Source organism: Nostoc sp. NMS7, from assembly GCF_017115085.1.
Classification (GTDB): Bacteria; Cyanobacteriota; Cyanobacteriia; order Cyanobacteriales; family Nostocaceae; genus Nostoc.
In genome coordinates, this window is the sequence record NZ_JABXKJ010000247.1 from 83,698 (window position 1) to 98,699 (window position 15,002).

14 protein-coding genes and 1 tRNA gene are annotated in these 15,002 nt (G+C 44.4%); 11 read left to right on the top strand and 4 right to left on the bottom strand.

Annotated features, from left to right (window positions below; all coding sequences use genetic code 11):
• Nucleotides 1-154 precede the first annotated feature (154 nt).
• Nucleotides 155-295 carry a hypothetical protein gene (locus HWQ38_RS40685; protein WP_366933374.1) on the top strand — a complete coding sequence of 47 codons (141 nt, stop codon included), beginning with the start codon at nt 155-157 and terminating at the stop codon, nt 293-295.
• A gap of 309 nt (nt 296-604) precedes the next feature.
• On the opposite strand, the gene HWQ38_RS34435 is transcribed toward HWQ38_RS40685, so the two are convergent.
• The 3 genes from HWQ38_RS34435 to HWQ38_RS34445 all read right to left on the bottom strand — a co-directional run bounded on the left by HWQ38_RS34435 (nt 605) and on the right by HWQ38_RS34445 (nt 2,486).
• Nucleotides 605-1,165, bottom strand: a complete 561-nt coding sequence (locus HWQ38_RS34435) for a hypothetical protein (RefSeq protein ID WP_292803059.1) — start codon at nt 1,163-1,165, stop codon at nt 605-607.
• A 47-nt stretch (nt 1,166-1,212) separates the two neighbouring features.
• Nucleotides 1,213-2,121 (bottom strand): Ycf66 family protein, encoded by a 909-nt coding sequence (locus HWQ38_RS34440; RefSeq protein WP_292803062.1) that lies wholly within the window; start codon nt 2,119-2,121, stop codon nt 1,213-1,215.
• Between the two features lie 245 nt (nt 2,122-2,366).
• Complete coding sequence (locus HWQ38_RS34445; protein ID WP_292803064.1) at nt 2,367-2,486, bottom strand: photosystem II reaction center X protein; 120 nt, start codon at nt 2,484-2,486, stop codon at nt 2,367-2,369.
• A 433-nt stretch (nt 2,487-2,919) separates the two neighbouring features.
• Here HWQ38_RS34445 and HWQ38_RS34450 point away from each other — a divergent pair, with 433 nt between their 5' ends.
• On the top strand, nt 2,920-3,213 hold the full coding sequence (locus tag HWQ38_RS34450; protein WP_292803067.1) for a YggT family protein: 294 nt from the start codon (nt 2,920-2,922) through the stop codon (nt 3,211-3,213).
• Between the two features lie 164 nt (nt 3,214-3,377).
• Here the strand turns inward: HWQ38_RS34450 and accC are convergent, their stop codons facing one another.
• A complete protein-coding gene (gene accC, locus HWQ38_RS34455; protein WP_292803070.1) occupies nt 3,378-4,721 on the bottom strand; it encodes an acetyl-CoA carboxylase biotin carboxylase subunit in 1,344 nt (447 codons plus the stop codon).
• A gap of 441 nt (nt 4,722-5,162) precedes the next feature.
• Here accC and HWQ38_RS34460 point away from each other — a divergent pair.
• The 9 genes from HWQ38_RS34460 to HWQ38_RS34500 all read left to right on the top strand — a co-directional run bounded on the left by HWQ38_RS34460 (nt 5,163) and on the right by HWQ38_RS34500 (nt 14,907).
• A tRNA-Leu gene (locus tag HWQ38_RS34460) sits at nt 5,163-5,243 on the top strand.
• A 289-nt stretch (nt 5,244-5,532) separates the two neighbouring features.
• A complete protein-coding gene (locus tag HWQ38_RS34465) occupies nt 5,533-6,162 on the top strand; it encodes a chorismate lyase (protein WP_292803073.1) in 630 nt (209 codons plus the stop codon).
• A gap of 776 nt (nt 6,163-6,938) precedes the next feature.
• Entirely contained in the window at nt 6,939-8,714 is a 1,776-nt protein-coding gene (locus HWQ38_RS34470) for a DUF3352 domain-containing protein (RefSeq protein ID WP_292803076.1), read from the top strand.
• A 177-nt stretch (nt 8,715-8,891) separates the two neighbouring features.
• Nucleotides 8,892-9,950 (top strand): c-type cytochrome biogenesis protein CcsB, encoded by a 1,059-nt coding sequence (gene ccsB / locus HWQ38_RS34475; RefSeq protein WP_292803079.1) that lies wholly within the window; start codon nt 8,892-8,894, stop codon nt 9,948-9,950.
• Nucleotides 9,951-10,315: 365 nt separating this feature from the next.
• The gene (locus tag HWQ38_RS34480) at nt 10,316-10,624 is read left to right on the top strand and encodes a KGK domain-containing protein (protein WP_292803082.1); all 309 of its coding nucleotides are present in this window, start codon (nt 10,316-10,318) and stop codon (nt 10,622-10,624) included.
• Between the two features lie 167 nt (nt 10,625-10,791).
• Nucleotides 10,792-11,409 (top strand): reverse transcriptase/maturase family protein, encoded by a 618-nt coding sequence (locus HWQ38_RS34485; RefSeq protein ID WP_366933377.1) that lies wholly within the window; start codon nt 10,792-10,794, stop codon nt 11,407-11,409.
• A complete protein-coding gene (locus HWQ38_RS34490; RefSeq protein ID WP_292803086.1) occupies nt 11,367-11,531 on the top strand; it encodes an HNH endonuclease signature motif containing protein in 165 nt (54 codons plus the stop codon). The genes HWQ38_RS34485 and HWQ38_RS34490 overlap by 43 nt, the downstream gene beginning before the upstream one ends.
• 465 nt (nt 11,532-11,996) lie before the next feature.
• Nucleotides 11,997-13,331, top strand: a complete 1,335-nt coding sequence (petH, locus tag HWQ38_RS34495) for a ferredoxin--NADP reductase (RefSeq protein WP_292803280.1) — start codon at nt 11,997-11,999, stop codon at nt 13,329-13,331.
• 289 nt (nt 13,332-13,620) lie between these two features.
• Nucleotides 13,621-14,907: a homoserine dehydrogenase gene (locus tag HWQ38_RS34500; protein WP_292803283.1), complete on the top strand. Its 1,287-nt coding sequence runs from the start codon at nt 13,621-13,623 to the stop codon at nt 14,905-14,907.
• The last annotated feature ends 95 nt before the right edge of the window (nt 14,908-15,002 follow it).

The following is a 15,002-nucleotide window of genomic DNA, read 5'->3' on the forward strand; positions in this document are numbered from 1 at the left end:
TGTTAATCGGCGAAACAATTCAAGTAGAAATTTTAAGTAACGGCGAGGAATTAATTCAATGAGTAACTATCAACAATTAAGCGAAGCCGAACTGAGAACTTATGTAAAGACACATCCAGATGATGAGGAGGCTTTTTAACATTATTTAACAATTATGAGGGCAAAACCTAACCGGGTTGTAGTTAGTACAGAGGAACAAGCCCTAATTGAATTTAGGAAGAGAATTACAAGCGGAGTAAACACCCTAACCCGCCCTGACCCCGTCACACCCAATCAATCACCCATTCCCCTATAACCCCAGGGCTATTTCGTTCTAGACAGAAACTGCCCAGAACTGAAGTTCAGAGGCTCATAGCTAAAGTCCGTTAAAACGGACTATAACCTTTTCTTAGTCGTCTTTAGACGACTTTCGCTATTAGACTCAGAATTCATTCTGAGGCGGACTAGATGAGAATGAAATAGCCCTGCCTATAACCCCAATTCTCACCCTGTAGCGCGTCTCTAGCTGTGGGGTTTTGCTTTGGTGGGTTTGGTGCGATCGCTGTTTGTTTGGATGCGTCTCTCCAACTCCTAACTCCTAACTTCTAACTCCTAACTTTTTCCCCTACGGAGGTGAACCGACAGTTGCACCATTAGGAATATCTAACTCAATATTTGGCCCCCGGTCTAGGACTTCAATATCCCACTGACCACGGCTGGCGGTTTCAAAGACAACATAACGTCCATCTGGGCTGATATTTGGTTTTCTCACCCAGCCGCGATAGGTTGGTGTGACGATTTGCGACTGTTGTGTAGCGCGATCGTAAAGCGCCACCACTGGTCTACCTTGGTCGCTAGTCAGATAAGAAATATAACGCCCTGTGTAGCTCAAGCTAGGACTTTCGGCAATTGTCTCTTGTCGGTTTATCCCCGGTGTGCTAATAAACAGTTGCCTCTCCAAATCGTAGACTAGTAGCTGCTGATTACCATTCCGATTAGATACAAACGCTAAAAAGCGCCCATTTCCGCTCAAAGCAGGTTGATCTTCGGTGTAGCGACTGTTGAGGGAAGTAGGCCCTATGGGAATATCGTTAGAACCACAAGATACAAGCAAACTTGTTAAACCAAAAACCAGGCTCCAATGAATTGGTCTTTGGAGCCAAAATGTCGGCGTAAATTTTTCCACCTCAACTGTTTTCCGTCGCCTCTAAATCTACTTCCACGCCAACTGTTTTATACATCGTCATCAAAATCGGTCGAATTATCTGGCCTCTCATCTGGCTTTTCAATCGGGTTGTATGGTACATAATCAGTTGGGATCGCCTCATCATCTTCGCGCGATCTTCTCGGAGTTGAGTCAGTGGGTGGACGACGCCTTCTTGGTCTGGGAGCAACATCATCTTCCCGACTTTCGGGACGCTGGGACTCGTTATTACTGCGACGAGAAGGTTTTCTGACTTCCCCACCTGAACTTTCCCAATCATCAACTTGTCTAGATGAAGAACCCCAATTTTCTTCTTCAGAGTTTTCAGAAGGCCGATTCACCGGACGCCCAGAAGTCCGCCGACGTGTTTTATCAGATGGAGTCTGTTTTTCACTACTGCTGCGGCGTTCTGAACGACGGGGGGATTGCTCCTGGTAGTAGTCATCACGAGTTGAAATCTCATCCCTACTTCCTCGAATCCGGGGACGCACAGGGCGCTCCTCTTCTTCATAAGGCAGTGGATCTAAGTCCGCATCCATTTCAGCTTCATACTTTCTGCGATTATTGTACTCATAGCGATCGCTAACCGGTCGGTCTTCGTCCACAATCGGAGTGTTGCGCTTTGCTTGCTGGGTAGCTATACTCCGTAGGCGAATACTTTCAACTGCAAAAAACACAGTTGTGCCGACTAAAAGCAGTTGACCAAATTGTAAAATCGGGTCTAGCCGCCATCCTTGAAAGACAAGAATGAAGCCGCAGAGCAAGCCGACTGCCGCAAAAAAGATATCTTGATCCCGTGACAATTCTGGACGCACAGTGCGGAGAAAATACAGTGCTGCCCCAGCCACAGCCAGGAAAATTCCTAGAATACTGGCTGAGTTTGCCCCAAAATTAACCTGAGCCAGAAAACTGGCTGAGTTCAGCCCAAAATTTATCATTGCTGTTTTCCCAATATCAAATCTATGTTAGCGAGTCACAATTAAAATCACTACTCTATTTAGTCACGATATATTGAAGCTTCAGAGCCTCTGGCAAAGAAGCTCTGAAGCTGTTCACCGAAAAGAAAAAAAACCTATGTCTGTCAGCTACAACTGCTCCTAGCGGCAAATACTGCTGCTTTTGGTGTAATTATAAATAGCTAACAGACAATCGGTTATAAGAGTCGAATTGACTCTCATAAGCATTATGAACGCTGAATTTTATCTTTCTGGCTAATGAAAATTAGACCAACTGTAACAGGTACTACAACAATTGCACTACCCCAAAGCAGACTCCAAAGAAAATTTGCTAAAGAAGGCGTCATACTTCTAAACCTTTTTTTACACACTTCATCCTAATTTTAATAGTGTATTACTTTCTTGAGAAGCCTCTAACTCTGAACTGCCAAACTTGGGAACTGCTTTCACCGATTGTTGAGTTAACCGCGTGAGCGAGTTTGCTTTTCGATTTCGGAAGGAAGGGACAGCATTTGGTTAAAATGATCATGAGAGTGCTTTACAAAGCTTAAAATTTTCTGGCGATGTCTACGATGGTCACTGAGCTTTGTCGTACCACTTCGTGGAAGCAAGCTACGCGCAGCGTCTCGTAGAGAAGTGCGGGCTACGCCGGAGCAAAGCCCAGTAAGCCAGCGTTAGCGATGCCGGAGCGTCACCCGTTCGCGTAGCATCTCCCACAGGAGAAGGTCTTGCTGTTGCCTAAGTTTTTCTTTCTTCACAGATAGATAGTAGCTGAAACCGATGACTAGTGTTGACCTGACTGCTTGGATTCTCGGCCCTGTGTTAGGGCTGATGACACTATTATTTATATTCCGGATCATTCTCACTTGGTATCCGCAAGTGGATCTGAATCGTTTGCCCTTTAATTTAATCGCTTGGCCGACTGAGCCATTTTTAATCCCCTTGCGAAAGGTGGTGCAACCTATAGGCGGGGTAGATATTACACCGATTATTTGGGTTGGTATCTTCAGCCTCCTGCGAGAAATCCTGCTAGGTCAGCAAGGATTGCTGACTATGCTATCTCGTGTGAATTAGGGATGGGGCATTGGGCACTTGTACTGAGCGAACGCGAACAGCGTCTCGTAGAGAAGCCGTTGGCGTAGCCTCTCGTAGAGAAGTATTGGGCATGAGTTATTCCCTTTGTCCCCCTTGTCCCCCTCATCTCCCTCATCCCCCTCATCTCCCCACTCCCCACTCCCCTAACCGTTCATTTCCTGCACAAAATTTGTATAGACATTCCCCTGCAAAAACTGTGGATTCTCCATAATTTTTTGATGAAACCCGATGGTGGTGGGTAGTCCAGTGATGGCACATTCCCGGAGTGCGCGTTTCATGCGGTTAATAGCAGTGGGTCTGTCTGGTCCCCAAACAATTAACTTGCCGATCAAGGAATCGTAGTAAGGAGGGATTTGGTAATCTGTGTAAACGTGAGAATCAATCCGAACACCAGGGCCACCAGGGGGAAGATAGCCGCTAATGCGTCCAGGAGAAGGGCGAAAGTCATGATCGGGGTCTTCGGCGTTGATCCGACATTCGATCGCATGACCTCGCAAGACTACTTGCTCTTGGGTAAGCTTAAGTCTTTCTCCTTGGGCAATCCGAATTTGTTCGACAACTAAATCTATCCCAGTAATCATCTCTGTTACAGGATGTTCTACTTGAATCCGGGTGTTCATTTCCATAAAGTAGAATTTACCGGATCTATCCAAGAGGAACTCGATAGTACCCGCCCCAGTGTAATTAATGAATTGGGCAGCTTTGACAGCAGCTTGTCCCATCTTCTCACGCAAGTCTTGGTCGAGAGCCGGACTTGGTGCTTCTTCCAGTAGCTTTTGATTGCGGCGTTGAATAGAGCAATCACGTTCGCCCAAGTGGATAACATTACCGTAGTTATCCGCCAAAATTTGAAATTCGATGTGGCGGGGACGTTCAATAAATTTTTCTATGTAAACACCAGAATTACCAAAAGCTGCTCCTGCTTCACCTTGGGCTGCGAGGAAAAGTTTCACAAATTCATCTTCAGAACGAACTAGGCGCATACCCCGTCCACCGCCACCGGCTGTAGCTTTGATCATTACTGGATAGCCGATATCCTTAGCAAATCTTAATCCTTCTTCTTCGGATTCTACCAACCCCTCACTACCTGGTACTGTCGGCACTCCAGCTTTTTGCATGGTTTCTTTGGCAGTGGATTTATCCCCCATCCGCCTCATAGCTTCTGGAGTTGGGCCGATAAAAGCAATATGATGGTCGGCACAGATTTCCGCAAACCGAGCATTTTCTGCTAAAAAGCCATAACCTGGATGAATAGCTGTAGCATTGCGCGTCAGTGCAGCAGCAATAATATTGGGAATATTCAAATAACTTTTGCTGCTAGCAGGTTCGCCAATGCAAACCGCTTCATCAGCAAGTTGGACGTGGAGAGCATTACGGTCAACGGTGGAGTGAACCGCAACTGTCGCAATTCCCATTTCTTCACAGGCGCGGAGAATGCGAAGAGCGATTTCTCCCCGATTGGCAATTAATATTTTGTCAAACTTCATTTTTTAGCTTCGATATCATTACCAGTAGATTGACATTTTCTCTGATCCAACTTGAAACGAGGCTTTCGCACTATTTAAAATTATCACAGGAGATTCACCACCCTGATTCTAAGAAAACTTCAGATTGCAGGTTGCTGCCTCTACAGTCTTACTACACTAACAACATTACTGCTGTAAGTCTTAGCTAGCTTACCAAACTGGGCTTTTGCTCCGGCGTAGCCCGTACTTCGGCAAGCTCAGTAACCGTCGTAGACATCCCAAAAGCCATCACACCTTATCAAACACACTAGCTCTACCCTTTTTAATATCACTTGTGCAGCTGCTAGATTTCTGTCAGTCTGATACCGCCTTGAGAAAATTTAGATTTTTAAGCAACTGAATTTAGATATCACCTTACTATAATTATTTTCTTATGCTATAGTCTATCTTTAGACAAACCATGCGGATGTGGCGGAATTGGTATACGCGCACGCTTGAGGTGCGTGTGGCTTTGCCTTGCGAGTTCGAGTCTCGCCATCCGCATTTTTGCTTGTCTAGTCATAGGGTCAATAGTCAAGGGTCAAAAAACCTCAGACTATTGACCCTTAAATCTGAACTTACTTTTAGTACCCCCTCAAGGCAACAATGCTTGGTAAATAAGTTTGTAGTAAGGACTTTAGTCCTGATCTGAAGCATTGAAGTGCTAATTACGTAGCTAAAAAATTTGACAAAAGGAAAAAACCTTTCCCTACTCCCCACCAAGCATTGTTGCCTTGCCAAAGTTCTACTTTTTTATGCTTTTATAGAAATAGGTGAAGTTTTGTAAAAAGCATTGACTATTACTTTTACGCCGACAAACAACTTAACACTGCCAGGAGCTTGGCATCGCCTCACTCCGATTTGGCAAGGAGGGGAGGAAATAATTCAACAAAGTTTACCTCACACTCAGCTAGCACCTGCCTGGCAGATAATGCTTTTGGGTGACGGCTCCCCAACACGTCATTTAGAATTGCTCACAGGTGAGCCTATAGAAGTAGATGTGATTGATATGTCATTGATTGGCATGGACTTAGATGATGCTCCTGAGTTAATCCAAGCTGTCCCAAGTCCGCGACTACGACGACAAGTGTGGCTGCGTACCGCTTCGGGTCAGCGATTAGCCTATGCTACTTCCTGGTGGGAAGCCAGTCATGTAGATGAGTATTTGCAAAATCGTTCATTACCAATTTGGGCGAGTTTAGCTCGTCTTCGCACAGAGTTGTATCGGGATGTTCGAGGAATTTACTACGGTGACTCATCGGCGCTAGAGTCTGGTTTTAATGTAACTGGGCCTTTTTGGGGTCGCCACTACTTGTTTTGGCATCATGGACAGCCACTAACTTTGATTTATGAAGTTTTTTCGCCTTATTTAACCAAATATTTGGGTTCTATGCAGCTGAGTGCTGTTAATGCTGAGGCATAATACCATTGAAAAATTCAAACGTGTTCTTATCCAGCATCAGCCTAGTACCGCTTATCTACCAGACGCTGCACATAGCGTGCGGGGCATCTCAATGAGTGTAAAAAGCCTTGTAAAACCTCACCCCAACCCTCTCCGTGAGTTCGGAGAGGGAGCAAGAATATTGTTTCTCATCTGGTATATTTGCTTTCACTGAGATGCTCCCGCGTGCTTTTTTGAAAAAGTAGACTCTAATTCAAAATTCAATTAATTTTTAATTAAAAAGATTAGCACTTCATCCTCAGCAAAAACAACAACTGTTTGGCATCAAAATGATACAAATTCCGAAAAATTATAATTCATCAACATATCTGATTTCTAAGATTGGTAATCCATGCGAAATCCCGGATACTGAATTGTTCTAGGTTAGATAAAGTCAATACAACAGATGTAAGTTCTGTAAATAGAAGGTAGTGTGGGTTGCTGATGACTTGCAGCAATGCCCAAGTTAGGTATATCCTCAAAGTGCTTGAAATGACGGATTTAACTCTCGAAAAATTTCCGCAGAGGCAACCGTCCAAAGGAAGCGTCCAGCGAAATTCAACAAAGCGTGTTAAAAAAGATAACTAACTACTAAAGCACCGGTTTTGAAACAGTCGGGAAGGTTGATTACGGAAATATCATCAATGTCTAGGATGGAGAAATTTATGCAGTTAACTGCCCTAGATAACGAGAAACTTTTTGGTTAACTTAACCAATCAAACAAGTAATGAGTTTGCAAGTATGAGGTATAGGTTTCAATGGCACCGCCTCTTGTGTCTGTTCCGATGAAGAAAAATAAAAATAAAAAACCGTCTTTGGTGTTGACGCTCTCGGCGGCTGGGTTATTGATTGGTGGGGGGAGTATAGCATACCGGTTGTTAAGCCAAAGACAACCATATTGGAGCGATTTGCTAGTAGGTGCAAATATGATTCCTGGTGATGCCCTGTTTGCGGTTTCTCTGACAACTGATCCCCAGCAATGGCAGCAATTGCGCCAGTTTGGGACAAGAGAAACCCAAACAGAACTGGACAAAAATTTAGTACAATTGCGCGATCGCTTTCTAACTAATAATGGTTACGACTTCCAGAAAGATATCGCTCCTTGGGTAGGCAATGATATCACGATCGCAATTCTTGCCCCAGATACAGCGAGTAAACCTGCACCCAAACCAGTTACCACCAATGGAGATGCTGGCAATGATCAGCAGTCGATGGTAATGGTATTGCCAGTGAAAAACCCAGAAATCGCCAAAAGCATTTTGGCACAACCCAAAACCCTTAAACAAGGCAAATGGATTGACCGGAATTATCAAGGGATCGCCATCAAACAAAATCAGGGACAAGCAGGAGAAAACTTCTCCGCAGCATTACTAGATGGGCGTTTTTTAGTCATAACTGATAGTCTCAAAACTACAGAACGAGCGATCGATGCCTACAAAAATAAAACATCCCTAGCCACAACTGGGGGCTTTGCTGAGAATTTTCAGAAAATTGGCAATTACCAACCCTTTGCCCAGTTTTACGTAAATGTGCCAACAGCAGCCAAAATCGCCGCAGCTTCTCCAAACCGCCCCTTACCTGCTCAAGTTTTAGCTCAACTGCAAAATAACCAAGGTTTAGCGGGGACAATGACTTTAGAGCCAGAAGGAATCCGCTTCAAGGGCGTTTCTTGGCTAAACCCTAATAGTCAACGTGTGCTGGCGGTGGAAAACAAAGCTGGGGAAATGCAAAGCCGCCTACCAGCCGAAACCTTAATGATGTTATCTGGGGGTAACTTACAGAGGTCGTGGGGAGATTACGTTTTAACATCTCAGGGAAATCCTCTCTCGCCGATCGCACCAGAACAGATCAGAGGTAGTATAAAATCTCTTACCAATCTCGATTTAGATAAGGATTTGCTCAGTTGGATGAAAGGCGAATTTTCTCTATCAGTGATTCCGACTACTCCAAAACAAGGTTCACCAGATGATTTTCGTGCGGCTTTAGTGTTCATGGTACAGGCAAGCGATGCTAAGGGTGGGCAAAGCCTACGCCAATCAGCTGAAACATCCTTAAAACAGCTTGATGACGTGATGAGAAATCAATACCAGTTCCAAGTGCAACCGGCAAAAGTCGCAGGTCAACCCGTTATTAACTGGGTTTCGCCTTATGGTACGTTAACGGCCACCCACGGCTGGTTAGATGGAGATGTCGCTTTTCTTGTAGTGGGCGCTCCCATCAGTGATAAAATTGTTCCCAAACCCAACAATACACTAGCTAGCACTCTTCCCTTCCAACAAACAGTTCCTACAGAACCAAATCCGACAAATGGTCAATTTTTCCTGGATGTGGAACGAACTGTGAAAAATCTTCCCCCAACAATTCTCACCACCAATCAACAAACTTTGCTAGATGCAACGCGCTTAATTGGGATGACATCTGCTGTCAGCGACAATCGCAGTAACATCTACGACATTTTTATCGGACTAAAAAAAGTTACGAACTCGACTGTTTTGCCTAGTCCAGGAAGCAATAAGGGGAACTCTGTTAAATAGGGGAGTGGGGAGATAAGGGAGATGAGGGGGATGAGGGGGATGAGGGGGACAAGGGGAATAACTCATGCCCAATGCCCAATGCCCCATTCCCTATTTCCCAGTTTCATGACCCTGTAAGCATATAGGATCACAATAGTCAGAATCGATATTTTAAATTATCCACGGAGAGAACATTTTATGAATCTGGTTGTACTCCAAAACTGGCTGGACAATGCCTCTTTTGCCATATTATTCCTGACAATGCTGGTGTATTGGGGAGGAGCAGCTTTTCCGAATCTGCCTTATCTAGCCGCTTTGGGGACAGCTGGAATGGCGATCGCTAATTTATGTATGGCGACTCTATTAGGGGCACGATGGATAGAAGCTGGTTATTTTCCCTTAAGTAATCTCTATGAATCTCTGTTTTTCTTAACTTGGGGAATTACTACCGTTCATCTAATTGCTGAAAATAGTAGCCGTAGCCGCTTAGTAGGAGTTGTTACATCCCCGGTAGCAATGTTGATCGCTGCTTTTGCTACCTTGACGTTACCATCCCAGATGCAAACGTCAGAACCCCTAGTACCTGCCTTAAAGTCAAATTGGCTGATGATGCATGTCAGTGTGATGATGTTGAGTTATTCGGCTTTAATGGTGGGTTCGTTATTAGCGATCGCTTTTTTAGTTGTCACTCGCGGTCAAAACATCCAACTACAAGGTAGTTCTGTAGGTACTGGTGGCTATCGCAGCAACGGCTACCGCTTGCACAAAGCATCTGAGTTAATTTCTCAACCACCAGCCCCTTTTGTGGAAAATAACGGCTTTGCTCGTTTTGAAAGTAGTAGCAACGGCAACGGGAACGCTAACATCGCTGTTTTGAATTTAGTATCTACTTCTGAGCCTCAAATAGCATCAGGCGAACCTCTTTCACCCCAGCGCCTTAGCCTTGCCGAAACCCTCGACAATATCAGCTATCGCATTATCGGACTAGGATTTCCCCTGTTGACAATTGGGATCATTGCTGGTGGTGTTTGGGCTAACGAAGCTTGGGGTTCCTACTGGAGTTGGGACCCTAAAGAAACTTGGGCATTAATCACTTGGTTAGTGTTTGCCGCCTACCTCCACGCCCGGATCACTCGCGGTTGGCAAGGGCGCAGTCCCGCAATTTTAGCCGCCACCGGCTTTGTTGTCGTTTGGGTTTGTTATCTAGGTGTGAATCTGTTGGGTAAAGGTTTGCATTCTTACGGTTGGTTTTTTTAATCGAGTACCGTGGGTTTAAGTCCCCCAGTTCAATAACCGGTAAGTTTTGGGTCGGGGTCTAAATCCCCGTCACAAAACTTACCTTTCGACGTAGCTCAGGGTGCCGCTTGCGACTTGTTTTAACTCATCTATTTGGGGAATCGCCCTAACCCAAAAATAATCAGGGCGTTGTTTGATTGGAGCATGAATTCTTGTTTTTAATCTCATGTGAAGATACGTAAATATCTTGATTTACCGCGTGTAGTTTTGCGTAAGTCCTAAAATTAACTTTATATTGAGCAGTATTAAATCTATAAAATCATCATTTTATTTCGGATGAACTGCTAAATCTGTGGAAAGTATAGATTTAGTCACAGGAGATTTTTATGGAAGATGCATTTGAGCGACTAAATCATGATGAAGTTGTCTCTATCGAACCAGACACTTTTAATAAGTTAAATATTGCTAAAACTTTTAAAGTCCGTGATTTAATTACAGCAATTAAGGAATATATTGGAGCCGATGAGGCAGATGAAGTAAATTTGTATACCCAAGGATTAAATTGTGAAGTTTTGCAGTTTAGTACTCAGGGATGGAAAAAAGGAAAAGTTAGACTTGCTTTAGAATTTTGTCCTGATGAATCTGAATCACCACTTGATGATATTTTTCAAAAACTCAAACAAGTGGAAAATTAATATTCAATGAGCATTCGTAAAAACCCAGTTTGATAAGCTTTCCTCGTTCCCATGTTCTGCATGACAACGAGAGAACAATGAAAAATAGAGCTTTTTACGGATGAGAAACGACCTCTGGGTATTCCCGTAATGAATGACTGAGCCTTGCAAGCACTGTTCAAACTGGCATTGAACCGGTATGGGAAGCGCGATTTGAACCCAACTCATACGGGTTCAGACCAGGGCGCTCATGTCATGATGCAATAGAGGCAATATTTTCCAGCATTCATAGAAATCCAAAATTTGTTTTGGATGCTGACATTGCAAAATGCTTCGACCGCATCGACCATGAAGCACTGCTAAAAAAATTAAATACATCTCCCACCATCCGCCGACAAATTCGAGCATGGTTAAAAGCGGGGGTGATGGATGGTAAGCAGATGTTTCCAACATCAGTTAGCGAAGCGGGCGCGCGTACTCGCGCGACGGGTACGCCGCAGGGTGGGGTCATTTCTCCATTACTAGCCAATATTGCCCTTCACGGGATGGAAGAACGGATAAATAAGGCATTTCCAGAAATGTCACAAACCATGAGGGAAACTTGGTATCACAAAAAAGGTACAAAGTTTGTAAGCCCCCGATGTATCCGATACACCGATGACTTTGTGATTCTCCATAAAGACATAACCGTTGTCCAAAGATGCACGGAGATAATCTCTGAATGGTTAATAGACATGGGTCTGGAATATGTACCCACTGCGGAATGTACTTTCGAGAGTCAGATGTACTGGAGATTGACTACATAACCCCCAAAAGTGTGGGAGGCAAAGACGAATATAAAAATCTCCAGATATTGCACAGACACTGCCACGATCAAAAGACAATAGGACTTACGCAAACAATACTCGAAACCCTTATTTTCACGTAGGGGCAATTCATGAATTGCCCCGGAGGGCGTGTACTTTTGCGTAAGTCCTAGACAACTGAGGATGGTTCAGTTGTGAAGTACACATGACAACGTGCCGATTCATTGAGGAGCCCTGTGAAGGGAAACTTTCTCTTCCCGGTTTTGAAGACCAGCGAGTTTCCTGAGGGACTCGCTGAGTTTACTAGTGTCAATGCACTTGCTAGTTAACGAAAAAAAGATTAAATTGACTCATTATTAACATTCTCCACAAGACTTATCCTTTACCTTAAAAGATGAACAGGTGTGTTTTTTGCTATGCCTGCATGTCTTTGGTGAGTGTACTTAGCAAGGCATTAATTTAATGATGCCGTTTTTCCTTCAAGGCCAGTTTTATGAAACGAAAATCCGGTAAACTAAAGCTGGCAAGGTAGGAGAATAGTTTTTTTTTGAAAAACGGTTAAGTAAATTATCGGAGTGCTAGAACGAATGTACAATCAAGGTGCTGTTGAGGGTGCTGCCAACACAGAATCAGGTAGCCGCCTCTTCGTCTATGAAGTGGTAGGTTTGCGTCAGAGCGAAGAAACCGATCAAACTAACTACCCAATTCGTAAAAGTGGCAGTGTGTTCATCAGAGTGCCTTACAACCGGATGAATCAAGAAATGCGACGTATCACTCGTCTAGGCGGCACAATTGTTAGCATCCAGCCTATAACTGCTCTAGAGCCAGTTAATGGTGAAGCCTCATTTGGGAATGCGAACAGCGAAGTCAGCGAGTTAGCTACATCTGGGGAAACTGCTAGCAGTGAAGGAAATGGTAAAGCCACACCTGTGAATATTAATAGTGAAGTCCAAGACTTCGCTAAACCACCAGCTGAAGAACAGCTCAAGAAAGGCAACACCATGACTCAAGCAAAAGCCAAAAAAGACCACGGTGACATTCCTGTAAACACTTACCGTCCCAATGCTCCATTTATTGGCAAGGTAATATCTAATGAACCGCTAGTCAAAGAAGGTGGTATTGGTATTGTTCAACACCTCAAGTTTGACATTTCTGCCGGTGATTTGAAGTATATAGAAGGTCAAAGTATTGGGATTATTCCACCAGGATTAGACAAGAACGGCAAGCCAGAAAAACTCAGACTATATTCCATTGCCTCAACTCGTCATGGCGATGATGTGGATGATAAGACAGTATCACTCTGCATCCGCCAGTTGGAGTACAAGCACCCGGAAACGGGCGAAACAGTCTACGGTGTTTGCTCTACATACCTGTGTTTCTTAGAACCAGGGGCAGATGTAAAAATTACAGGGCCAGTGGGTAAGGAAATGTTGTTACCCCAAGATCCTGATGCTAATGTGATCATGTTGGCAACTGGAACAGGTATTGCCCCGATGCGGGCTTATCTGTGGCGTCAGTTTAAAGATGCGGAAAGAGCAGCTAACCCAGAATATGAATTTAAAGGATTCTCTTGGCTAATATTTGGCGTGCCGACAACTCCAAACCTCTTATATAAGGAAGAACTGGAAGAAATTCAACAAAAATATCCTGATAACTTCCGCCTGACTGGTGCCATCAGCCGTGAACAGAAAAATCCCCAAGGCGGTAGGATGTATATCCAAGACCGCGTAGCGGAACATGCAGATGAATTGTGGCAGTTGATTAAAAATGAAAAAACCCACACCTACATCTGCGGTTTGCGCGGTATGGAAGAAGGTATCGATGCAGCCTTAACAACTGCTGCTGCTAAGGAAGGCGTAACCTGGAGTGATTACCAGAAGCAACTCAAGAAAGCCGGTCGTTGGCACGTAGAAACATACTAAGTTAGTCATTGGTCACTGGTACTGAGCGAAGTCGAAGTATTGGTCATTAGTCATTAGTCACTTGTACTGAGCGTTCGCGTAGCGTCTCGTAGAGAAGTCGTTGGCGTTCGCGTTAGCGTCTCTGAAAGAGAAGCCTCTCGTAGAGAAGTATTAGTTTTAGACAGAGGACGAAGGACGAAGGACAAAGGACAAAGGACGAATGACAAAATGATAAAGGAAGCAGGATAATCAGTAGGTAGGGCAAATGCTCTACCTACAATTGTTGTTGCTGAAATTGGGTGCAAAATTTGTGGGTGTGAAACTAGGAATACTGGGGTTAGGCACTGTAGGAACGGGAACAGTGCAGTTGTTGCAAGATTGGGCTGGGCGTCATCCGTTGTTGCAAGAGATAGAAATCCATCGGGTGGGAGTCCGATCGCTCGATAAACCCCGTGCAGTAGAATTGTCTACGGAAGTCTTAACTACAGATTTAGAAGCCATTGTCAACGATCCGGCAGTGGATATAGTTGTGGAGGTAATGGGCGGACTGGAGCCGGCGCGATCGCTCATCCTGAAAGCTTTAAGTAATGGTAAACACGTAGTCACCGCCAATAAAGCAGCGATCGCCCGCTTTGGGGCAGAAATTTTCACAACTGCCAATGAAGCTGGCGTATACGTGATGATAGAAGCCTCTGTGGGTGGTGGGATTCCGGTGATTCAACCCCTAAAGCAGTCTTTAAGTGTTAACCGTATTCACACTATAACTGGCATCGTTAACGGTACAACTAACTACATCCTGACGCGGATGCAAACAGAAGGTAGCAACTTCAGTGATGTTTTAGCTGATGCCCAGCGTTTGGGTTATGCTGAGGCTGACCCGACAGCCGATGTCGAGGGCTTAGACGCAGCCGATAAAATTGCGATCTTGGCATCGTTAGGCTTTGGCGGACGGATCAACCTGCAAGATGTATATACTGAGGGAATTCGGCAAGTCAGCAAAACAGATATTGCCTACGCCGAAAAATTAGGATTTGTAATTAAATTATTAGCGATCGCTAAACGTAATACTCCCTCATCGCCTCTCTCGATCAGAGTTCATCCGACTTTAGTGCCTCAAGCTCACCCTTTGGCTAGCATCAATGGCGTTTACAATGCCATTCTTGTCGAAGGAGAACCCATCGGGCAAGTAATGTTTTTCGGCCCCGGTGCTGGTGCCGGTGCAACCGCCAGTGCTGTCACATCGGATATTTTGAATTTAGTTGCTGTCCTCAAAACCAATACAGCAGTTGCAAATCCATTATTAGCTTGTGGACATCAGGAATATTGCCAAATTGCACCAATGGCAGAACTGACAACTCGGTTTTATGCCCGTTTCCTCACAAATGACCAACCCGGAGTTATTGGTAAATTGGGTACTTGCTTTGGGAATTATGGCGTTAGCTTAGAGTCAATTGTCCAAACTGGCTTTCAAGGGGAACTAGCAGAGATTGTGGTTGTTACCCATGATGTGCGGGAAGGCAACTTTCGGCAAGCTTTGGCAGAAATTCGGAATTTGTCAGCGATCGAAAGTATTCCTAGTTTACTGCGTGTACTTTGAGATTAGTCCAAAGTGCGATCGCTCGGTATTGAACCAGAAGCTTAGGTCTATTGCTAAACTAAAAAACAACCCTTACCTTACTCCTGCAAAGGTAG